The 21,786-nt window shown below is 58.8% G+C and carries 22 protein-coding genes; 19 read left to right on the plus strand and 3 right to left on the minus strand.

The features are described 5' to 3' along the window. Window positions 1–6 precede the first annotated feature (6 nt). The 13 genes from ACI2KK_RS10715 (at window position 7) to ACI2KK_RS10775 (ending at window position 13,697) form a co-directional block, all read left to right on the plus strand. Entirely contained in the window at window positions 7–408 is a 402-nt protein-coding gene (locus tag ACI2KK_RS10715) for a TIGR03750 family conjugal transfer protein (RefSeq protein ID WP_404668918.1), read from the plus strand. Then, window positions 405–1,043, plus strand: a complete 639-nt coding sequence (locus ACI2KK_RS10720) for a PFL_4703 family integrating conjugative element protein (protein WP_404668919.1) — start codon at window positions 405–407, stop codon at window positions 1,041–1,043. The genes ACI2KK_RS10715 and ACI2KK_RS10720 overlap by 4 nt, the downstream gene beginning before the upstream one ends. After that, the gene (locus tag ACI2KK_RS10725; RefSeq protein ID WP_404668920.1) at window positions 1,043–1,849 is read left to right on the plus strand and encodes a TIGR03749 family integrating conjugative element protein; all 807 of its coding nucleotides are present in this window, start codon (window positions 1,043–1,045) and stop codon (window positions 1,847–1,849) included. Before ACI2KK_RS10720 ends, ACI2KK_RS10725 begins: the two co-directional genes overlap by 1 nt. Further along, window positions 1,839–3,347, plus strand: coding sequence for a TIGR03752 family integrating conjugative element protein (locus ACI2KK_RS10730; protein WP_404668921.1), 1,509 nt, complete (start codon window positions 1,839–1,841; stop codon window positions 3,345–3,347). The genes ACI2KK_RS10725 and ACI2KK_RS10730 overlap by 11 nt, the downstream gene beginning before the upstream one ends. After that, entirely contained in the window at window positions 3,310–3,729 is a 420-nt protein-coding gene (locus ACI2KK_RS10735) for a TIGR03751 family conjugal transfer lipoprotein (RefSeq protein ID WP_404668922.1), read from the plus strand. The genes ACI2KK_RS10730 and ACI2KK_RS10735 overlap by 38 nt, the downstream gene beginning before the upstream one ends. Further along, window positions 3,729–6,470, plus strand: coding sequence for a conjugative transfer ATPase (locus ACI2KK_RS10740; RefSeq protein ID WP_404668923.1), 2,742 nt, complete (start codon window positions 3,729–3,731; stop codon window positions 6,468–6,470). The genes ACI2KK_RS10735 and ACI2KK_RS10740 overlap by 1 nt, the downstream gene beginning before the upstream one ends. A gap of 221 nt (window positions 6,471–6,691) precedes the next feature. After that, window positions 6,692–7,669, plus strand: a complete 978-nt coding sequence (locus ACI2KK_RS10745) for a TIGR03756 family integrating conjugative element protein (RefSeq protein ID WP_404668924.1) — start codon at window positions 6,692–6,694, stop codon at window positions 7,667–7,669. Beyond that, window positions 7,669–9,024, plus strand: coding sequence for an integrating conjugative element protein (locus ACI2KK_RS10750; RefSeq protein WP_404668925.1), 1,356 nt, complete (start codon window positions 7,669–7,671; stop codon window positions 9,022–9,024). Before ACI2KK_RS10745 ends, ACI2KK_RS10750 begins: the two co-directional genes overlap by 1 nt. Further along, complete coding sequence (locus ACI2KK_RS10755; protein WP_404668926.1) at window positions 9,021–9,326, plus strand: hypothetical protein; 306 nt, start codon at window positions 9,021–9,023, stop codon at window positions 9,324–9,326. Before ACI2KK_RS10750 ends, ACI2KK_RS10755 begins: the two co-directional genes overlap by 4 nt. A 9-nt stretch (window positions 9,327–9,335) precedes the next feature. Beyond that, the gene (locus ACI2KK_RS10760) at window positions 9,336–10,874 is read left to right on the plus strand and encodes a conjugal transfer protein TraG N-terminal domain-containing protein (protein WP_404668927.1); all 1,539 of its coding nucleotides are present in this window, start codon (window positions 9,336–9,338) and stop codon (window positions 10,872–10,874) included. Between the two features lie 812 nt (window positions 10,875–11,686). Next, complete coding sequence (locus tag ACI2KK_RS10765; protein WP_404668928.1) at window positions 11,687–12,052, plus strand: DUF3085 domain-containing protein; 366 nt, start codon at window positions 11,687–11,689, stop codon at window positions 12,050–12,052. 297 nt (window positions 12,053–12,349) lie between these two features. After that, window positions 12,350–12,673: a hypothetical protein gene (locus ACI2KK_RS10770; RefSeq protein WP_404668929.1), complete on the plus strand. Its 324-nt coding sequence runs from the start codon at window positions 12,350–12,352 to the stop codon at window positions 12,671–12,673. An 85-nt stretch (window positions 12,674–12,758) separates the two neighbouring features. Next, window positions 12,759–13,697, plus strand: a complete 939-nt coding sequence (locus tag ACI2KK_RS10775) for an ArdC family protein (protein WP_404668930.1) — start codon at window positions 12,759–12,761, stop codon at window positions 13,695–13,697. An 85-nt stretch (window positions 13,698–13,782) separates the two neighbouring features. Here the strand turns inward: ACI2KK_RS10775 and ACI2KK_RS10780 are convergent, their stop codons facing one another. Both ACI2KK_RS10780 and ACI2KK_RS10785 read right to left on the minus strand, forming a co-directional pair. After that, a complete protein-coding gene (locus ACI2KK_RS10780) occupies window positions 13,783–14,148 on the minus strand; it encodes a histone-like nucleoid-structuring protein, MvaT/MvaU family (RefSeq protein WP_100851758.1) in 366 nt (121 codons plus the stop codon). Window positions 14,149–14,250: 102 nt separating this feature from the next. Further along, on the minus strand, window positions 14,251–14,460 hold the full coding sequence (locus ACI2KK_RS10785; RefSeq protein ID WP_404668931.1) for a hypothetical protein: 210 nt from the start codon (window positions 14,458–14,460) through the stop codon (window positions 14,251–14,253). Between the two features lie 222 nt (window positions 14,461–14,682). Here ACI2KK_RS10785 and mobH point away from each other — a divergent pair, with 222 nt between their 5' ends. The 6 genes from mobH to ACI2KK_RS10815 all read left to right on the plus strand — a co-directional run bounded on the left by mobH (window position 14,683) and on the right by ACI2KK_RS10815 (window position 21,008). Then, window positions 14,683–16,398: a MobH family relaxase gene (gene mobH / locus ACI2KK_RS10790; RefSeq protein ID WP_404668932.1), complete on the plus strand. Its 1,716-nt coding sequence runs from the start codon at window positions 14,683–14,685 to the stop codon at window positions 16,396–16,398. Between the two features lie 715 nt (window positions 16,399–17,113). Next, the gene (locus tag ACI2KK_RS10795) at window positions 17,114–17,206 is read left to right on the plus strand and encodes a hypothetical protein (protein WP_404668975.1); all 93 of its coding nucleotides are present in this window, start codon (window positions 17,114–17,116) and stop codon (window positions 17,204–17,206) included. A gap of 533 nt (window positions 17,207–17,739) precedes the next feature. Next, a complete protein-coding gene (locus tag ACI2KK_RS10800) occupies window positions 17,740–18,033 on the plus strand; it encodes a hypothetical protein (protein WP_404668933.1) in 294 nt (97 codons plus the stop codon). Next, complete coding sequence (locus tag ACI2KK_RS10805) at window positions 18,030–18,596, plus strand: ABC-three component system protein (protein ID WP_404668934.1); 567 nt, start codon at window positions 18,030–18,032, stop codon at window positions 18,594–18,596. Before ACI2KK_RS10800 ends, ACI2KK_RS10805 begins: the two co-directional genes overlap by 4 nt. Continuing rightward, window positions 18,596–19,102, plus strand: a complete 507-nt coding sequence (locus tag ACI2KK_RS10810) for an ABC-three component system middle component 5 (protein ID WP_404668935.1) — start codon at window positions 18,596–18,598, stop codon at window positions 19,100–19,102. The genes ACI2KK_RS10805 and ACI2KK_RS10810 overlap by 1 nt, the downstream gene beginning before the upstream one ends. Continuing rightward, entirely contained in the window at window positions 19,092–21,008 is a 1,917-nt protein-coding gene (locus tag ACI2KK_RS10815; protein ID WP_404668936.1) for a hypothetical protein, read from the plus strand. Before ACI2KK_RS10810 ends, ACI2KK_RS10815 begins: the two co-directional genes overlap by 11 nt. Window positions 21,009–21,166: 158 nt before the next feature. Here ACI2KK_RS10815 and ACI2KK_RS10820 read toward each other — a convergent pair whose 3' ends face one another. Beyond that, window positions 21,167–21,397, minus strand: a complete 231-nt coding sequence (locus tag ACI2KK_RS10820; protein ID WP_404668937.1) for a hypothetical protein — start codon at window positions 21,395–21,397, stop codon at window positions 21,167–21,169. Window positions 21,398–21,786 lie beyond the last annotated feature (389 nt).

Consider the following 21,786-nt stretch of genomic DNA (forward strand, 5'->3'; position numbering starts at 1 on the left):
GTCCTCATGTCCGACACCCCTGCCACGCTGCCTGACGGCACGCTGACCTTCCTGCCGGAACGCCTCAACCGTGACCCGGCCGTCCTGCGCGGCCTCACCAACGACGAGATGTGGGTAGCCCTGATCGTCGGTGCCGGGCTTGGTGTGATCATCGGTGCGCCGCTGGCGGTGGCTACCGCCTCCATCGCCACCCTCCCCACCTGCATGTTCGTCTGCATGGCGCTGGTGTTGCTCGGCGGCGGCAAGCTGCTGCGCCGGGCCAAGCGCGCCCGCCCGGAAACTTGGTTGTACCGGCGCCTGCAGTGGCACCTGGCGGTGCACTGGGGCATCAGTTCGCACCAACTGATCCTGCATGCGGGGCCGTGGACCGTGCGCCGGACTCGCCGGCATAGGAGGGCCAACCCATGAGCCGTTTCCGCAACAAAGTGGATGTGCAGCAGGCGCACATCTTCAGCCTGCGTTTGGCCGTGGCCATCCTGGCGCTGCTGTGCGGTGGGCTGTGGTACGGCTGGCAGGCCGCGCCCTCCGAGCTCACCATTCACGTACCGCCTGATCTGCGCTCAGGCAGCACGCGCAAGTGGTGGGATGTGCCCCCGGAAAACATCTACGCCTTCGCCCTGTACATCTTCGGCCAACTCAACCGCTGGCCCACCGACGGTGAGGTCGACTACCACCGTGCCATCTTTGCCCTGCAGCCCTACCTGACGCCCGCGTGCAAGACGTTCTTCGACGGCGACTTCGAATATCGCAAGGCCGCCGGCGAACTGCGTGGCCGGGTGCGCGGGGTGTATGAGGTGCTGGGCCGCGGCTACAGCGACGACCCCGACCTGCGCGTGAAGCAGCTGGATAAGCACAGCTGGCTGGTCAAGCTCGACCTCAACGCCGACGAGTACTACGCCGCCGAGCCGGTAAAACGCGTAGTGGTGCGCTATCCGCTGCGGGTGGTGCGCTTCGACGTCGACCCCGAGCGCAACAAATGGGGCCTGGCCCTGGACTGCTACGAAGGCACACCGCAGAAGCTGACGCTGCCGGGAGGTGCGTAATGATGCGTGTCTTGATCCTGATTCTGATGATGGGCAGCGGCTGGTGTTCAGCGGTCGGCGCCGTCGAGGTGAAATACTGGGACCGCCTGCCCTTGGCCGTTCCGCTCACAGTGGGCCAAGAGCGGGTCCTGATGCTCGATGAAGACGTTCGCGTCGGGCTGCCCAGTACGATCGCCGGCAAACTGCGCGTGCAGTCGGTCGGCGGGACGGTGTACCTGCGCGCCGCGGAAGCGCTGCCCCCTACCCGGCTGCAGCTGCAGTCCGTGAAGTCGGGCGACATCATCCTGATCGATATCGAGGCGCTCGAGGGCAGCGAGGCGTTGGAGCCAGTCAAGATCGTGGCCCAGATCCAGGCTCCGGACACGAAGACCGAGAAGGACGCTGCACCTGTGGCGACGCCGGTACCGGTGGTGCTTACCCGCTATGCCGCACAGAACCTGTATGCGCCTCTGCGTACCGTGGCGCCCTTGCCCGGTGTGCGGCGTGTGCCGCTGAGCGACTCCATCGCGCTCAGCACTCTGCTGCCCACCGAGCGGGTTTCGATCAAGGCGCTCGCCGCCTGGCGACTTGGGGACTACTGGGTAACGGCGGTGAAGATCGTGAACCGCGGCCCCGGCAAGGTCGCGCTGGACCCACGTCACCTGCAGGCCACGCTGTACGCCGCCACGTTCCAGCACGCGGACCTCGGCCTTGCCGGTACGCCTGAGGACACCACCGTGGCCTACCTCGTCACCCGCGGAGAAGATCTGAAACACGAACTGCTATTGCCCCCGCCTACACCGGAGGCTGCCGATCATGAAAGCTAACAGCCTGCTGAAGTGGTTGGTACCCGGGGTCCTGCTGGGCATCGTGCTGATCATCGGAAAATCCTGGATGGCCTCGCCGGAAAGCCAGACCGCGCACGATCCGGACAAGACCACACTCAGTGCGGAACAAGCCAAGGCCCTGGGCATCGCGGGTGATACCCCACGCGACACCGTGGCTACGCTGATCGGCCAGGTCAAGGCGATGCGCAGTGAGATGCAGACGCTGAAGAAAGGCAACGATGCGCTGCAGACCGAAAACAATCGGCTGCGCTCGCGCGAAGGCAATATCGATACGCGCATCCAGAGCACTCTGAGCAGCGTCACCCAGCAGGTCACCGAGCAGCGCCAGCAGGCCAGCGATGCCCGGCAGAAGGCCGAACAGCAGCACCGCGAAACCCAGGGCCTGCTGTCCAGGCTCAAAGACCAGCTCTCCAGCAAGCCGGCCGCGAAATCGGATGTGCCCGCAGGCTTTGGCCTTGAGCCCGGCGACGAACAACAGTTTTCGGGTGCGCAATCAGCGCCTGATGCAGTGCAGTGGATCGAGCCGTCGAATGCGCGCGCCAGCCAGGGCGACGTCAGCAAAGCTGACGGTCCGCTGTCGTCGCTAACGTCGACGTTCAAAGACCTGCACGGCCTGGACAACAACGCCATCGATCGTGGCCAGGACCGTTTGCGTGCCGTCGCCAAAGGCGAGCGTGACCTGGAGAGCATCCAGGACCGCGCCGAGGGCGCCAGGCCCGTCTACACCCTCCCTGAAAACTCGACGCTGATGGGCTCGATTGCCATGACCGCGCTGATTGGCCGGGTCCCGGTGGACGGTACCGTGAACGACCCCTATCCGTTCAAGGTGCTGGTGGGCCCGGACAACCTCACCGCCAATGGCATCGACCTGCCGGACGTGGTCGGCGCGGTCATGAGCGGCACCGCCGCCGGCGACTGGACGCTGTCCTGCGTACGCGGCCAGGTCGAGTCGATCACCTTTGTCTTCAGCGACGGCACCGTCCGCACGGTGCCACAGCCGCAGAAGGTCGTCAGCCGCAATCGCAGCAGCGCCCAGACCTCGGACACCGAGAAGATCCGCGGCGGGCTGGGCTACATCTCCGACCCCTACGGCATTCCCTGCATCTCCGGGGAGCGCCGCTCCAACGCCCAGCAATACCTGGGCAGCCAGAGCCTGATCACCGCGGCCGGCGCCGGCTTCGCCGCGGGCCTGGGCAGCGAGCAGACCAACACCTCGTTCATCAACTCGGCCAGCGGCAGCCTGGGCATGACCCAGAACAACGGCAACAGCGCACTGAACTCGGTCATCAGCGGTGGTATTGGCGATATCCGGGAGTGGATCAACAAGCTCTATGGTGAAGCCTTTGCCGCCATCTACGTGCCGCCGGGGGCCAAGGTTGCCCTGCACCTGGATCACGAAATCAGCATCGACTACGAGCCGAAAGGCCGGAGAGTGAACCATGAAAGCCCATCCGTTTCGGTACTGGATCTGGATTAGTTTGCTGCTCGCCCTGCAGCTGAGCGGCTGTTCCACCAGCAAGGAGGAAATGCTGCCCCACGGCGATCAAACCATGCTGGACATCTGGAACGGCGGTGGCGCCATCGGTGCCCAGCAGCAGTTGCAGGAAGCGCGCGGCGAACTGCGCCGTCCAGTGCTCGACCCTGAGCGCCTGATAGGCGACCAAAGCGCTTACACGCGCACCGCCGCCGACGAGATCCGCGCCCAGTTCCCACGCCTGCCCAACCCGGACCTGGTCATGTACGTGTACCCTCACTTGGCCGGTACCCAGCAGACACCGGTACCAGGCTACTCGACCGTGTTCCCGTTGTACGAGAAGGTCCAGTACGCGCTGCCCGGCGAACGCCTGGACGATCTGTGATGGCCGATGACGCAAGTGGCAACCCGCCCCGCTGGAAGCCCTGGCGTGCGGCGCAGCGCCAACGTGCCACACTTGCCGACGAAGCTGCCCAGTACGCGCATAATCCCAGCTTTACCGATCACTTGCCTTGGGTCGAATACCTCGAGGATGAGCAGTGCTTTCTGCTTGACGACAACCGCTCCGTGGGCGCGGTGTTCGAGCTGCAGCCGATCGGGACCGAGGGTCGTGAGCCAGAGTGGTTGATGGCGGCCCGCGACGCCCTGGAAGATGCGCTGCAGGACAGCTTCGACGAACTGGACCAGACGCCTTGGGTGGTGCAGTTTTTTTGCCAGGACGACAGTGACTTTGCCCCGTACCTCGAACGCCTGGAGCGCTATATCGCGCCGAGAGCTCGCGGTACACCGTTTACCCAAGCCTTCCTCGCTTCGATGCAGTGTCACCTCGACGCCATCGCTAAACCTGGCGGGCTGTTCGACGACCATGTCGTGTCCCACCTGCCTTGGCGCGGCAGCAATCGACGGATTCGACTGGTGGTCTACCGCTGGCTCGGGGAGCAGGCCGATGATGATGGGCAGAGCCCGACCCAACTGCTGAGCCGCACCTGCGACCGCCTAGTGGCCTCGCTGCAGGCCTGCGGGGTCAGCCCTCGACGGTTGACCGGACGCGACTTCTACGCTTGGTTGCTGCCCTGGTTCAACCCGTCTCCCGCCCTCACCGGCGAATCCCCCGCAGCGTTCTATCGACGCGTGCCCTATCCGGAGACCGACGGCGGCGAGGACCTACCGCTACCGTTCGACCACGATTTTGCCGAGCGGCTGTTCTTCCAGGAGCCGCGCTCCGATAGCGAGCAGGGCCTTTGGTACTTCGATCAACAGCCCCATGCAGTGATGGTGGTCGACAAGCTGCGCAGGCCACCGCATATCGGCCAGCTGACCGGTGAAACGCGTAAGGGCGAGGCGTTGAACGCCTTGTTCGATCAATTACCCGAGCAGGCGGTGATGAGCCTGACCCTGGTGATCACGCCCCAGGATGTGCTCGAGGAGCAGCTCAACCGCCTGGCACGTAAAGCAATCGGCGAGAACCTCGCCTCGACCCAGACACGCCAGGACGTAGAAGAAGCACGCGCGTTGATCGGTCGCCAGCACAAGCTGTACCGCGGCACCTTGGCGTTGTATTTACGCGGTGCGGATGAACAGCAGCTGCGCCAACGCTCGGTACAGGCCGCCAACGTGTTGCTCGGCGTTGGCCTGCAGCCAGTGCGCGAGGGCGACGAAGTGGCAGCCTGCAACAGCTACCTGCGCTGGCTGCCGATGGTCTACAACCCGGCACGAGACACGCGCAACTGGTACACCCGCCTGCTGTTCGCCCAGCACGTCGCCAACCTGCTACCGCTTTGGGGGCGTAGTATCGGTACCGGTAATCCAGGCATCACCTTCTTCAACCGTGGAGGTGCTCCGCTGTCGTTTGACCCTTTGTCACGTTTCGATCGTTCCATGAATGGCCACCTGTTGCTGTTCGGGCCGACCGGCGCCGGCAAGTCGGCCACCCTGGTGTCGATCCTGATGCAGATCATGGCCGTGTACCGGCCGCGGCTGTTCATCGTTGAAGCGGGCAACTCCTTTGGCCTGCAGGGCGACTATTTCGCTACCCTCGGCTTGTCCGTCAACAAGGTGCAGCTCAAACCCGGCAGTGACTTGAGCCTGGCGCCGTTCGCCGATGCCCGTCGGCTGATCGAGCACCCAGACCAGGTGGCCAGCCTATCGACCGAAGACCTGGCGGAAACGGCGCCGGACAGTGATGAGCAGCGCGACGTGTTGGGCGAGCTGGAGATCACCGCGCGGCTGATGATCACCGGCGGTGAAGCCAAGGAAGAGGCGCGCCTGACCCGCGCGGACCGCAGCCTGATCCGCGAGTGCATCCTCGATGCCGCCCAGCACTGCGCAGCGACCGAGCAACAGGTGCTGACGCGTCATGTTCGCGACGCCCTGCGCCAGGTCGCCAGCGACGCCCATTTACCTGACAAACGCCGTGAGCGCGCCCAGGAGATGGCCGAGTCCATCGACCTGTTCTGCCAGGGTTTTGAGGGTGCCCTGTTTGACCGGCCCGGTACGCCCTGGCCAGAGAGCGATGTGACGATCGTCGACCTCGCCACCTACGCCCGTGAGGGTTACGAGGCGCAGATGTCGATCAGCTACATCAGCCTGATGAACACGGTGAACAACATCGCCGAACGCGACCAGTACCTCGGGCGGCCAATCGTCATGGTCACCGACGAAGGCCACATCATCACCAAGAACCCGTTGCTCGCCCCCTTTGTGGTCAAGGGCACGAAGATGTGGCGCAAGCTGGGCGCCTGGTTTTGGCTGGCGACGCAGAACCTGGCCGACTTGCCTGACGCGGCGCAGACCATGCTCAACATGATCGAGTGGTGGATCTGCCTGAACATGCCGCCAGCGGAAATCGAGGAAATCGCCCGTTTCAAGAAACTCACGCCGGCGCAAAAGGCGCTGCTGCTCTCCGCGAGCAAGGCCTCGGGCAAGTACACCGAGGGCGTAGTCCTGTCGAAGAACCTGGAAACACTGTTCCGCGCTGTGCCGCCGAGCCTGTACCTCGCACTGGCCATGACCGAGCCCGAGGAAAAAGCCCAACGCTGGCGATTGATGGAAGAGCACCAGCAGTCCGAGCTGGAGGCCGCGCTGCAGGTCGCGGAGGAGATCGATCGCCTGCGCGGCATGTTGTGAGCGATACCGCCAGGACTGTTCGCAATCCCTTAGTTCAGCAAAAAATCGACAAGAGCACATTTGTACTCTTTCGGTGTTTTGCCTAACCCGCTCTGTTAATCAGCCCGCCAGACGAAATCGATAAACCCGGGCTCAGTTTGTTTCCCTCCTCCAGTGCCGGATCAGGGATGCTGAAACTTGGCGCATGGATGCACACCGCTGCCACCTGCCGAGCGTTGCCCATGAACGTGACCGCCTCCACCGCCTGCAGATTACCGATGCCCAGGAAGGCCGGCCGAAGTCGTGCCTTCACTGCGGCGGTTCTGCTCATCGCCACTGAGCAGTGCCTGGCACTGACCACCCCGACCCTCATCGCCTCCGTCACTTCGCTGCAGTGCCTGGAATACCGGGTCGTCGGTATCTGCTACTGGCTGCTGTGCACGCCGTTCGGCTGCACGGTGCGCACCTCGCCGAAGATCCGTCACTTTATTCCCGAGCTGGTGGTGTCGAGTTACGCCGACACCGGCGCCAACCCTTGGAGCGAGATGTCGGCACTGTCGACACCGACGCCAGCGTCACAAGGGGGTGGCAACCTGATCACGCCTTCGCTGCAGCGCGATAACCTGCCTCGGTTCAAGAATGTCGACGGCATCGGGCACCCCGGCGGGGCTGCCCTCACCGCCCTGGCGCATACGTTCGGCTATGCCTGCCCAAGCAGTGCCGTGCCATTTGCACCCTACTACCTCAGCACGCTCGACCCGCTGGCGTGGCGCCAGGCCATTCCCGAATCCGTCTACCCGCAGGCACTGGTGCCGGGAATCCGCGAGATCGGCAACCAGGGACTCGGCGACATGTGGGGAAGCGTCTACCCACGCCACGGTTTTCTGGTGCAGCCCGACGATTTCAAGGCGGCTGCCGTGATGGCTCAGCGCGCCAGTGACTTCATCACTCGCGTTGGCCAGCCGCATGTCTACCTGCCGTTGCAGCCGATGCCCGCGCCTGGCTACTGGCCGCCGCAGCCGGTACTGGAGAACAACGTCAATAACCATCGCTGGCAAATGCTCGTCCCGGTGACCCAAAGCACCTGCGCCATCTTCCCCAGCCCAACGATCCAGAGCGCCGACGGCGCCTATGCCTGGGCGCTGTGGCGGCCCTACCGCTGCTGCCAGCGCATGGGCCAGACCTTCCTGTCCAGCATCGATTTTGACGGAGGCCAATGATGAAGACCCTCTCGCTCGGTCTGCTGTGCTTCCTCGTCTATGCCGTGGGCCACGCCGCCGAGAACGGCTACCACCTTGGTGACCAGGCCCAGGTCCTGGACGACCGGGTGATGTACACCATCGGCGGTGGTTCGGCGGCAGGAGCGCCCTCCTCGCTCTACCGACCCAATGGCCTCGGTGTAGGCATGTCGTGGCGCGCCAACATGATGTGCGGAAACATGAACCTCTCGAACACCCTGCAGAACCAGCTCAATGGCGCCACCCAGGGTTTCCAGCAAATCATGGGCAACGTCATCCAGAACGCCACGCAGGCCGTCATGTCGCTGCCGGCGATGATCATCCAGCGGGCCAATCCCGGGCTGTATGAGCTGCTCAGCAATGGAGTGCTGCAGGGACGGATCGACTTCGACCGCTCCAAGCTCACCTGCCAGGCGATGGCGGCGAAGATGGCCGACAAAGTCGACCAGGCCGGCTGGGGTGCGCTGGCGCAGAACCAGGAGATGCAGCACAACCTCGAGCAGTCCGGCGGTGATGCCGTGACGGCGGTGAAGGACACCGAAGCGAACAACGGCAACAACGGCGTCAGCTGGGTCGGCGGGCAAAAAGCCGGTGGCAACGGCCAGCAACCCATCCGGGTCACTTCGGACGTCGTCAAAGCCGGCTACAACCTGCTGCACAACCGGGCGGTCGAGGATACCTCAGCACTGGGTTCGAGTTGCCAGAATGGCGCCATCTGCCAAGCCTGGTCGAGTCCCGAGGAGGCCTCCGAGTGGGCGACACGCGTGCTCGGGGAAACCGAGGTTCAGACCTGCGACGACTGCGAGACGCTGCGAGTAACCGCCGGTACCGGCCTGTCGCCGCTGATCCAGGAAACCTACACGGAAAACCTGGAAGGCTTGCAACGCATGGTCTCAGGCGCCGAGCAGCCGACACCGGAGAACCTCGGCAAAGTCTCCAGCCCCTTGTTGCAGGTATCCCGCGGTGTCATCGAGGGGCTGCGCGACGACCCCGACCAGAGCCTGCTGGCTCGGCGCCTGGCCAGCGAAACTGCCCTGTCGAGCGTGATCTACAAAGCGATGCTGCTGCAGCGCACGCTGTTCGCTGGCAGCCACGAGCCAAACGTGGCTTCGGCGCAGCCCGCCACCAGCGCCCTCAACAGCAACGTCGAAACGCTGGAGCGCGAGATCCGCCTGCTGAAAACCGAGCTGCAGGTGCGCCAGTCGCTGGCCACCAACACCGCCAGCCTGGTCCTTGATCGCCACACCGGCGGTGCCGACGCCTCGCGTAGCATCGATCAGCGTGATCCGCAGCCGGACCGTTTGCGCCGAGCCGAACAGGAGAGGAGCACACCATGATCTTGATTTCGGTGAGATCCACGCTCGCACTTGTGCTGATGATGCTCGGCGCCATGCTGGGCATTTTGTTGATTGCTTGGATGGCGCTGCACCTGTCCGTGACCCAGTTCAATTGGCTCGAACCTGCACGAGGGACAACGCCCTACTTCGCGTGCTGGCGCGCGCTCTTGTACACCCTGATTTTTGCCGGTTGGGCCGCAGCGTTGCGAAGGCGGCCCACGCCTGCAGATCAACAACGGCTAAAGCGCCTGGGATTGATCGGCTTCAGCTCGATCATCCTGGTCGAACTGTCTCGCGTGTGAGGTGCAACCATGAACATGAGCACCAACAGCTACCTCGAGTATTACCTTTCGCTGCTGGCCTGGATCATCAATAACGGCATCTGGAATACATTGGCGGACACCGGGCTGTTCGCCGCTCCGTTCGGCGCGATCATCCTGCAGGAATGGCTGTCGGCCCGCCAACAGGGTGCCGACGAGGGCAACAAGGGGCTGCTGTCGATCCCTCGCGTCGAGAACCGGCTGTGGATGAGCTACGTGGTCATTCTTTTTGGCTGCATGCCGTTTTTCCCGCTCAACCTTTCATCGGTGAGCTTCGACGATGCTGCGAGCCAGCGCTGTGGCGTCTCCATGGCCAAGCCCGCGCACACTGCCTGGGGCACGACTTTCAACACCATCGGCGAGAAATCAGCGAACGTGCCGCTGTGGTGGTTCCTGGTGCATGCCATGAGCAAAGGCATCACCGCCGCCGCGACCGCGTCGATCCCCTGCGCACCGGACATCCGTGCGATGCGTATGGAGATCGACAGCTCGCGGATCAACGACCAGGTGCTGTTGCAGGAGGTCGCCGATTTCACCCGGGACTGCTACGGCTTTTCGCGCTCACGGCTGTTTACCAACCGGCCCGAACTGGACGAATCACAGAGCCACGACGCCTCTTGGATCGGCTCGACATACCTGCTCAATACACCGGGCTACTACGACACCGATCGCTCGCGAACGCCCAGGATCGATTGGCCATACGACGAAACCCGGGATACCTCGCTGCCCCAGCTCGACAACGGTGCTGGTTATCCCACCTGCAAGCAGTGGTGGAGCGATGGCACCATCGGATTACGTGATCGCTTGGTGGCCGAGGTCGATCCATCGCTGATGTCGCAGTTGCGGAGCTGGCTGACTGGGCGCAGCACCACCGAGATCGAAGACGCTACCTTGCGTGAGCTGGTGAGCCCACGGCAGCAGTCATTGAGCATGGCACCTGGGCAGGTGTTCCAGGACTATGGCAGCAGTGCCCGAGGCGGCTCCCTGACGCAAGGTCTCAACAACCTGGCCACCAACACCGGCCTCGCTTTGGGCTCGTTCAGTAATTTCCCGGCGATGAATGCGCTTCGTGCCGCCTTGCCGATGGTCCAGGCCTTCCTGATCATGGGCACGATCATCAGCTTGCCACTGGTGCTGCTGATTAGCACCTACCAGTTAAAGGCGCTCATGACGATCACGTTCGCGCTTTTCACCCTCCACATGCTGACATTCTGGTGGGAGCTCGCGCGATGGATCGATTCGAGCATGCTGGAAACGCTATACAACCAGGTCTCTGCCACCGATCAGGCGCTATTATCGTTGCCGACTGCAGGCTTCATGGACGGCACAGTTACCGCGCAGGTAATTGAATACGTGATGGGTGCGATGTTCGTAGTGCTGCCGATGTTTTTCCTCGGCGTAATGAGCTGGGCGGGGTACAACGTGGGAAGTGGCGTACAGACCCTCCTGACTCGCGCGACGGATGGCGCCCAAGCACAGGCAGAGAAGGGAACCTCACAGCTCATGTCAGCAGCCAAAAAATCAAGATGACCCGTTATCTAGGCGTACCGTTGTCATCGTACATTTCTGGGTATAAGAGATGATGTCGTGGGTGATTCATTTCATGGATACGAGGTTGCCTATCAGTACTGATGGGGAGCATCGCAATAGTCCAAATAGCCACCATCACGACTGCAATGAAGAGCGCGCACGATGCAACGGCGAGAACGAGGAGAAACTTGAAAGCGAGCAAGCCCACTTTGCGATACTGGGCCGGAACAAACGCCCAAACCCGTGATCGCAGAATGCGGGTTTCGAGCTGATTTGCCACGCGCCCTGTGCGAACAGCAGCGCGAATTATATGCCTGCCAAGAATAGTACGACCGGCAATCGAAGAGGCTTGATGAGTCATTCAACACCGCCCTTCTCTGCTCATAATTACGAGCTAGAGAGAATTTGGATACAAGCTAAAGCTTACTCCTGTTCCGCCGATTTCAATGACCGCTGATCACCTCGTTTAGTAGTGGTGATCACTGGTGGCACTCCCCGGACTCACATCGCTCTGACTCACATAAAACGCCCTTGACGCTCCGCTCAGCCGCTTGTTAAACCAGATCTGCAAGCGCTGGTTTCCCAGCACCCAGGTAGCCATGACCTTCGAGGCTACGTCACACATGTGATGGTTGTCCCAAATGCGATTAGCGTTCGGCAGCTCGCATGGTCATCGTTCCCACGGTGATGAACGCCCTCTAAATCCCCAGGCTTCCAAGCCTGCACCTTCGACGCGTCTACTCAAACCATTTCAGTGCTGGGAATTCTCCCGCACGGGTGGCATTCCTCCGCACCTTTTGGAGGATTTCATCATGCTGCGCTTCACAGGCTCTGAACTTCACGCGGTGTTAGCCGAGGCCGGTATCAATGGCTGCAAAGTGATGCTGGTCAAGGATCACGGCGTTTACCTGATGGCCGAGATCGGCGAGAGCAAACCCGATGGAAGCGGACGCAAGCGAGTGGCGTATGCCACTGGCTGCAACCCCGAGGTCGACGACTTCGATACCTGGTGGAATCGCGCTAAAGACGAATTCGGCGGTGACGATTTCGCTGAGTACTTCGACATCGAAGATCCTGTCCTGGCCAGTCTTCGCGGGACAGCAGGATCTTTGGTGGTAGAAGCCACTTCCACTCACCTGTACTTGGCCGCCGAGGTCGAGCCGACGGGAAAAACTTAACCACTTGACCTAAGTCACAGGCGCTTCCAGAGGGCTCGCTGTCGGGACCTCTGGAAGCGCCTTTCCGGGTGCCTTCCGTTCCATCCGAGGTCGCCATTTATCAGAAAGCTAAAGCGCCCAGCCTTCCTTGGAACGCTCTGGATAGGCGTATTTGCGTTGTTCCTGAGTGGCCATTGACCACCGCTCAACACAGGTTTTTTACTGCTTAGGCACTCCCAGCTCGCGGCAATATTTACAGCGACTAAGCCCCGCCACACTTCGACTGAGGTGCTCGCGCGATCTACTCTGGAGGTACTCATGTCAAGCCACTGCAGCCTCTCCACGGCCGTCGTGCTCAGCCCTGGCGTATGGCAGCAACTCATGGAGCCTGGCCCAGGAAACGTCGCCGCAGATCAGGTAGCACAACGTCTGGCCATCCTGCTCACCAGTGCTCTGGCGGCTGCTACTCATTCGTCACCCTGTCCAACTGATCTGCACATTCAGTTGCCACAGGACGGCGCGCCATCTGCGGCCGAACAACTTTCGCTGTTGCAGTTGGCCCACATCACGCCACGTAGCGCCCCTTCCTTCCTGCACATCCGCTTGCCAGCTGAGCATTCGGTGGATCTCACAGTCCTCTGACACGACCAGCACTTCCTCTGCCCTTACCCCAACCGGGAACACCTCCCGGATGGGGTGGCGTTCCCCTTCACAATCGGAGAACGTCATGTCCGACATCTATCTGGACGTCACCAACAAAATCGTCAGCGCCCTGAGCCAAGGCGTGATCCCCTGGATCAAGCCCTGGACCACCACAGGTTCAAGCGCTGACGGTCCTTTTCCCATCAACGCCATCACTCGGCGTCCCTACGCCGGCATCAACATTCCGCTACTGTGGGCGGAGGCGCGACTGCGAGGCTTCACCCAAGATCGCTGGCTGACCTACAACCAGGCGCGCAAAGGCGGAGGCCATGTGCGCAAAGGCGAGCAATCCACCCTCGCGGTGCTGTACAAACCGTTGAGCAAGGAAGCGCACGACGAGGACGGCCAAGTCGTTCGTGATGAACAGGGCAATATCAAGATGGTGCAGTTTGCGCTGCTGCGGACACACTGCCTGTTCAACATCGAGCAGACCGAGGGCTTGCCGGGCGAGGAGCCAGCCTCCGCTGACCACGCCGAGCCCACGACCTTCATCGATCATGAACCGGCAGAGCAACTGCTGGTCGCCAGCGGGGCGCGCATCGACCATCGCTACGGCGATGATGCGTTCTATCAGCCGATTCGTGATTTGATCCAACTGCCTACGAAGGCGCAGTTCGAAGACGTCGGCAGCTACTACGCAACGGCGCTGCATGAGCTCACGCACTGGTCCGGCCATCGCACTCGTCTGAACCGTGACGGTATCACCGACGGGCATGCATTCGGCTCCACGGCGTATGCCTTCGAGGAACTGGTCGCAGAAATGGGCGCCGCGTTTCTATGCGCACTCACCGGTACTGCGGGTGAGTTGCGTCACGAGGAATACTTGGCGTCCTGGCTGAAGATACTCAAGGAAGACAAACGAGCCATTTTCCGCGCCAGTGGCCAGGCCCGAGAAGCTTCTGAGTACCTGTTGGCCTTGCAGTCTAATCAAGCCACAGATACGCCAACTCGTCTCACGGCGTAATTCCACTCACCCAGCAAAAAGGCCCCTATCCGGGGCCTTTATGTTGTCTGCAGCGCGACTTTTGCCGCTGTCAGCAAGTCAGTGATTACTGTACCCAGCTCTCGACGGTGTCCGAGCCGTGCTCCTGCTTCCACTGTTTGAGGATCTTGTGGTTGCCGCCCTTGGTTTCCACAACCTCACCGCTCTGCGGATGCTTGTAGCGTTTCACCTCGCGAGGCTTGCGCTGGCTGCTGCTGGACGCACTCGCGGTCGGTACGCTCAGGCCCTTGGCCGGATCCAGAATGCTAATTACCTGGCGCAGGCCCATGCCGTACTCTTCCAGCAACGCTTTGAGTTTCTGTTCAAACTCGATTTCCTGCTTCAAACCGGAGTCGTTTTTCATGGCATCCAGCTGTTGCAGCTGCGCGGCCAGTTGCGCTTCCAGTGCTTTGAACTCGGCAAGTTTGGACATGAATAATATTCCTAGGCGTGGGACAAGTGCTGGGATAATAACTGAGACTGCGGATTTAGCCGAGGGTTTACTTAAAGCGCACGCGCTCTTGCGAGGCGTCGATTAAAACGACCTCGCCTGGTTATTCAGGTGCTGACACAGGTGCGCCACAAGTTGCCTCGGGTTTGAGCTGTTCCCGATCTTAAACACGATATCGCGCTGGCTGCGGGGCAGCTTTTTCGCACAGCGTTTGGCCGCTGACCGGATGGCCGTATCCGTGCCATGAATCCGATCGGCCAATAACACGATCAATACCGCATCACTCAACGTCATCCGCACCCCTGCTCTAGCAATGATGCCGGGCAGTCTACGCCCTGAACAAAGGGACCGCTATTCCGAGAGGCCGCCGATCCCGATGGACCTGGCTTCGAATTATCACACACGCGAAAAAGGCCAAGGCGGTAAAGGGTAACGGCGGTAATGGAAGGGGGCGCAAGGGTAAGAGGCTTATCCGAAAAGGCAAAAGGACCTCCCGAACGAACAGCAGGTCATGCGATGAAAAGCTGGTGGTTGAAAATTCGAAAAGGCGAGCCGGCAGAGCTCACTCCCACTCCCATCGCCGAGGGCTTCCTGCTCCCCCAGTCGGCCGAATCTCTGCTCGACGTAGATCACCGGAAAAGGCTGCTCGAACGTATCTGGCAGTATACGGCCCTCTCCGAAGCGCAGTTTGATCGGCTCTACCTCGAGCCCATCCGCCGTTACGCCGGCTACGTACAGCAATTCCCGGCGAGCGAAAGCCATCATCACGCCTATCCCGGGGGCATGCTCGATCACGGATTGGAGCTGGTGGCCTGCAGCTTGAAGCTGCGCCAGTCCTACCTCCTCCCCAGTGGCGCAGCACCGGAAGACCAAGCTGCACAAGCCGATGCCTGGAGCGCCGCGATTGCCTACGGTGCCTTGCTCCATGACATCGGCAAAATCGCCGTCGACCTGCAGGTGGAGTACTTGAACGGCGAGCCTTGGCATCCCTGGCACGGCCCGCTGAACCATCCCTACCGTTTTCGTTACAACCTAGCCCGCGATTACAAGCTGCACGGCGCCGCGGCAGGGCTGCTCTATACCCAGATCCTATCGCCCGCGCTGCTCGACTGGCTCAGCGATTACCCCGAATTGTGGAGCCAATTGCTGTTCCTGCTCGCCGACCACTACGAGCACGCTGGGACCCTCGGGGAATTGGTGCTGCAGGCGGACCGGGTGTCCACCGCGCAAAACATCGGTGGCAATCCCGCGAAGGCCTTGCAGGCGCCCAAGCACTCCCTGCAGCACCACTTGCTGACGGGGCTGCGCCATTTGGTCAAGAATGAGTTCAAACTCAACCAGCCCGGCGCAGCCGGCTGGCTCACCGCTGACCATCTATGGTTGGTCAGCAAGACCGCAGCCGATAAGCTGCGCGCACATCTGCTGGTTCAGGCCGTGGACGGTATTCCCTCCTCCAACATCGCCTTGTTCGATGAGCTGCAGTCCCATGGATTGGTGGAAGCGACACCGGAAGGTAAAGCAGTGTGGAACGCCACTGTCACGGACGGTGATTGGCAGCATCGCTTCACCTTCCTCCGCCTACAGCCGAGCCTGATTTGGGCCGATGAGCTCCGACCTGAATTTTTCGGTGGCACTCTCAAGCCGACCATGGACCCATCCCTGCCGACTGATGAAGCCAAGGAGTCGGCTTTGGCTGGGCCACAGATTGCAGCGGCAGCAAAACAGCCCGTTATGCCGCTAAGTCAGGAGTTTGACTATCTCGACGATCTGATGGACATGCTGCAGGAGCCGACGGACCTCCAGGCTGGACCAACTTCGGAAAGCCTCCGGCCTACCACTTCGTCGGGCCAGGATGACGCGGGGTTAGCGTTTATCGAGTGGCTGCGCGAAGGCATTCGCAGTCACCACTTAGTGGTCAACGACAGCAAGGCAAAGGTCCACACCGTGGACGGCACTTTCTTCCTGGTCACGCCCGGCATATTCCAACGCTATACAGCCGAGCATCTAGGGCAGCCTGAGGGAAACGATCATCAAGAACCTTGGCGGCGCATTCAACGTCATTTTGAGAAGCTGGATGTCCATGTGAAAAAGTCCAATGGCCAGAATATTTGGAGCTGCAAAGTAAGAGGACCCCGCAAAGCCAGTTCATTGAACGGCTACTTGCTACGCGACGCCAGGTCAATTTCAGATGAGCTCCCCAGCAACAATCCGTTTTTGACTTTGATGCTTTGAACCCCTCAACTACCTATTCGCTTATTTTTGAACCGTGTGAGATGTGGCAGTCATAACTGGTGCTGCTTATAGTTTTGGTGGCTCTGATGGAGACAAAAAGTATTTCAAACTCCGCACCTGCTTCTGTAAACTAGCAGGTCAAACCAGATCTATTCCTCACCAAGGCCGTAATGGTTCTGGACGGCGAAATAGACAACGCTTACCCGGCTCGCTGGCTGGATCGCGTAAAAGTAGAAGCAACTGATGGACGTAAACTTATCTACGTCATCGATGAGCCCTAAGGCGATCCGGGGAAGAACCTGACCACCCCTCATGAGGCGATGCCCCGTGCACACCAATGACGGCCGCACAAGGCTGGGGCAAGCTGCTGCAAGGTCTCCGGCCGCTTAAGAGATAGGAATAGCGGGTTTTAGCAGGTCGATCAGCACTCGGACACAGCCAGGCAGAGCGTTTAGCTCTCGAACCAGGATGCTTCGCTCCCTTAATCGATCCTCTTCACTAAAGGCTTCATCGTCTGTTGGTGCCGCACAGTTGCTGACTCCGGAATGATCCCGATACCAACACCTGCCTCCACCATCCGCCAGATCGAGCTAGTTGCTTGGATACGCCAATTGAGAGATTTTCCAAGACCGCTGACCTTCTCTCGCACGAATACATGGAGCGTACTGCGCTGCTGAAGCCTAACCTGTGGGTAGGAAAGCGTATAGCTGCCGGCATGTATGCCTGCACCGGCGTCCTCTCAGGCCTCCATCTGCGTAACAAGACCGGCAAAGGTAGCCGTGTCGACTTCAGCATGTTGGAGAGCTAGTTGAGTAGATAGGCTAGCCACACTGCTACACATATGACGGCGCCCCTCCTCCACGCGCCGGCGCTTCGCACTCGATCATCTACCCCTGTGGGCCAATTCCCTGCCAGCGAAGGTGAGGTCGTGATGCTGGGTCAGCAGAATGAGCGCAAATAGGCATTGCTCTGCGAAAAGTGCTCAAGAAGCCAGAGCGGTAGTATGACGCACGCATCAAACCGAACGCCCATCGCTCCGCTAACCACGAAGAGCTGCGCGCGATCATCGTTGAAAAATTCGCTGAGCAAGGCACGGAAGTCGTAATAGACCGATGGATAAAGCCCCATCGCTAACGCGAATGCCAACAACATGTACCAGGTGTGGGAGCACCCTCACGCGCCCAGAATACAACCTAAGCCAGCTCTCAGCGACACACATGCCCAGCTCGAGAACAGAAGGTCTGACGTCAATAAAAAAGCTCCAATTTACGACTAGCTTCACCTTTACGACTGCAGCCCAATGAGCAATGATAGCGTTTTGACTCCAATACTGGATTGATCATGGAAGGATTCTGGGCAGGTGCCGTCAAGTATTGCGGCATCAGTGCTGTGGCAGGCTTGGTGGGTTATACCGTCTACCCGCAGATCATTGCATCACCCTATCTGAAAAACCTTACGCATACTGAGCTCTTCGCTCTGCTGGCATTAATCGTGGTGGTCGTTTTCGGTCTTTGCCTGGCGCTGGTGAATGCCGGCCTCAAGCCAAAAGCCGGGAGCAATACCGTCACCCTCAAACGCACCACCGTGCATGGAAATGTCCAAGCCGGTAACAATACCACTTACGAAAAGAAATGAATAAGGCTAACTTGTGGGGTGCCCGAGTAGATGGCAATGTCCGGGTGGGTGATGATACCAATTACATTATCAACACTCCCCCGCCTGATCCCGCTGCTCTCTCACGACTCTTAGCGCAAATTCAGGAGCTAAGTGAGAGTGATGAAGATTTCCAATATTTCATCGGACGCCTAGACTTTTTTACCAACCAGAAAACTCAAATACCCGTTATTGGCCTTGAGCAGAAACTCCTTAACGGCGGAAGGAATGACCTCCTTGAGATAGCAATTGAGCGGAAGGATGCTTTTGCAAAGCGCCTATTCAAATCACAATTGAATCGAAGGCGCCAAGGCATTTTCCTCTACATCCTTCAAAAGATAAGTTTTGCTTTCGAAGAGCAGATTCGGCCATTAATGAAACAGGGTATCCCCAACGAAGTTATCGACAGTGTTATTTTAAAAGGCATAGTTGACACGATTTATCACGAGGTCATGGCCGAAGACTTCACCATTGACCAGTACATGATATCCGGCATGTTGTATTTCCTGACGGGTAAATGCCACCTGATCTGGGAGAAATCATAATGCTGATGTATCATCCTGCCTTCGACGTCAACCATTGCCTCTACAGAATTGTGTCAATTTTGCACGCAACTCGCGAAACTCCGATCAGTTGGCCGCTCCTTAGAATGCTCGATTTTTATTACCTATTCCCGAGCCAACTCAAGAAAATTCAGCCTTGGCCACGCGAAATTTCCAAGCTAAAAGCGCTGGTAACGAAGATTCCAGAGCAGTTCGAGGAGATGACTAACCCTGCACGTACGTTCTTTGAACTCGAAACGTTCCAAAAATCTGCAACACTCGAGCTCATCGCGAAGGGTGTCATTTCCAAATCGGCATTTGATAAAGGCATCATGGAGCTAGAGCCAGAATCCCTACCTTCTGCATACATCGACCTCCTAGCGGCAGATGACTTCCTCAGAAGCGATACCTTTGGCGTGATCGCCAAAGGACTTCCAATTTTACAGTTCAACGGATCGAACGGTCTCAAATCGCGCTCCGGATTGATGGAGTACATATATGACCTCTAAGCCATCGACATTCTTCATCAACAGATTCATTATCGGCAAAGGTGGAAAGGCCGTTTATGACGAGACGTTCCACAGAGGCGTTAACATCATCCGTGGAGCTAACAGCGTAGGTAAGTCCACTATCATGGACTTTTTGTTCAGCTGTTTGGGCGGCGATATCGCTGAAGACCGATGGAACCAGGAAGCAAGATTATGCGATGCCGTCTTCGCAGAAATCGAGCTCGACGGGCACGTCCTGACGATTCACCGCCAAATACAGCCTGGCAGAAAGCCTCCCATGAACTTTTTCGACGGGAGCTATGATCAGCTGCTAGCCCTGAACTCAGCCGCTGTATGGCAGAGTTACGGTCTCAATCGAACCGATGAGAAGCTCAGCTTTTCCCAGCAAATCTTCGAATTATTGAACTGGCCCCACAGCCAGACCGACGACTTTGCAAACCTGACCATCCACCAGATTCTGCGTCTGATCTACGTTGACCAGGGTACCGCGGTGAACAAGATACTGCGCGCTGAGCACTCTCAGTTCGACAAGCCCAGCATGCGACAGGCTATCGGAGACTTTCTGCTCGGCCTGGACGACCTCGGCATCTACGCGCTGAAGCAGCAGCTTTCAAAAGCCGAATCTGAATTCGCCAAGATTGACGGTCAGCTGGACTCCATTTACCGGTACGTATCCCCTTCTGAAGGAGTGCTGCGCGAGGCTTCACTGCAGACGGCAATCGACAACGCTACCCACGAACTCAAAACGTTGCTTGGGCGCCGTGAAGCACTTTTGGCACAGCCCGAAGACGCGAATTCGACCGACGAACTCAAGGCCAAAGCCGCCCAAGCTAGCCAAGAGATCGCCTACCTTACGAAGGAAATCGACATCAGGACTGCCAAACAAGCAGAAATGGTTAATGAAATTCTTGAATCAGAACTTTTCATTGCAGCGATCGAGTCCCGCATCAAGGCACTAAAGGAGTCGCGTACCGCCTACGACTTCTTCGGCGAAGTCAGGTTCAAGTTCTGCCCAAGCTGCCTGTCCGCATTGTCGGACGCGGGGCGAGAAAAGTGTCATCTGTGTAAAACCGAGCTAGATGATAAATCCCGAGAGGCCTCTTACCTGGCGGCGTTGAACGAGCTGATGTTTCAAAAGAAGGAGAGCACAAAGGTATTAGTCGAGCTGCGCACCAAGCTCAGCGAGCATGCCCGCTATCTCACATCCAATCAACGCACGCTTCAAACAGCCAAGGCCAATCATATTGCGGCATTGCGAATGAGCTCTGACCGAGTCCTTCAGCTGAATGAAGTTTCTGCCAACATAGGAACGATTGAGGAACGCATAAAAAACTTAGAAACCAAGGCACAGTTGGTTACTGCAATCGAGGGGCTGATCAAAAGGAAAGAAAGCCTAAACAGCTCAATGTTGGACTTGAACGAAAAAATCAAAGAAAACAAAGCGAAGACCAGTGATCGTCGGGAGCTAATCGAAAGCAAGATCTCTGAAAAAACTGTTGAGCTTCTGAAGATGGATGGCGGATTCGAACCTGCTTTCAACAATGCCAAAGCCGTTATGTTCGATTTCGCTAAAGACTTCATGCTCGTCGATGGGCGGTCGAAATTCTCTGCCAGTTCCGAAACCGTCCTGAAGAACAGTTTTCATCTCGCGATCCTTTTGGAGTCGTTGGAAGACGCCACCATGCGCTATCCGCGCCTGTATCTACTTGATAACACCGAAGATAAAGGAATGGGGCCCGATCGCAGCCAGAACTTCCAGAGAGTGCTCGTCGGAGCGCTGTCCGAGTACAGCGCCGAGTCGTACCAAGTCATCATGACCACTTCAATGGTTGACCCAGTACTAGACAAGTCTGAGTGTTGCGTAGGCCCTCATTACGCCAAAGGCATGCACACTTTAAATCTCTGAAGCCTAACCTCTGCCCCTGGTGCTTCCGATGAGTCGATGAGGGACAAGGCTCACGCACCCACTGAGCCCCTTCAGCGCGACAGCGCCATTTAACCCAAGACCTTGCCCGCCTAGCAGCGGGCTTTCTTTTGCCGCACAGAATGTGAAAGCACGGGACCTCACCCATGCCCTACCAGACGATTCCCTTCAGCACCTTCCTGGTTATTCCGACTTGCACAGGCGTACTCCGCCTCCGCCCGGGTTGGGTAGTTTAAAACCAGCCGTGTTTTACCATGGATATCGTAGAGATCGTACCCAATACCAAGGACGGCTGGGACGCCTATACGACGAGGAAATTGCTCTTTCTCTGGCATGGCGGGGATTACAACAAAGCGTGTCTGCATGACCATCCCTCTTCGGAGCAGTCCTTAAGTATTAGTCCTTTTAAATTAAAGCATCAAGGCATCTCATAGTGGACTGGCGTTGAGATGTCGCCATGAAGAGGTGCTCGTGGACAGAGCACTGCTGTAGGTTGATCCCAGGCTGCCACGCACCGGCCGCACGTGGCTGTTGATTGGAATCCATGAGCATTGTGGCTTACCACGGATTTAGCGCTTTCTCCGAGTAGGGGTATAAGTATGGGTATTTCTGCAGGGCCTAGATTTATCACCGCCCATAAAAAAATCCAGTCACCGCTAAGTGACTGGATTTTCTGGAGTTTTTTGGTCGGGATGGCGTGATTCGAACACTCGACCCCTTGCACCCCATGCAAAAACCATATGGGTCGGTAGCGGTCCGT

Origin of the sequence: Pseudomonas sp. NPDC089406, from assembly GCF_044900265.1 — a bacterium.
Classification (GTDB): domain Bacteria; phylum Pseudomonadota; class Gammaproteobacteria; order Pseudomonadales; family Pseudomonadaceae; genus Aquipseudomonas; species Aquipseudomonas fakonensis.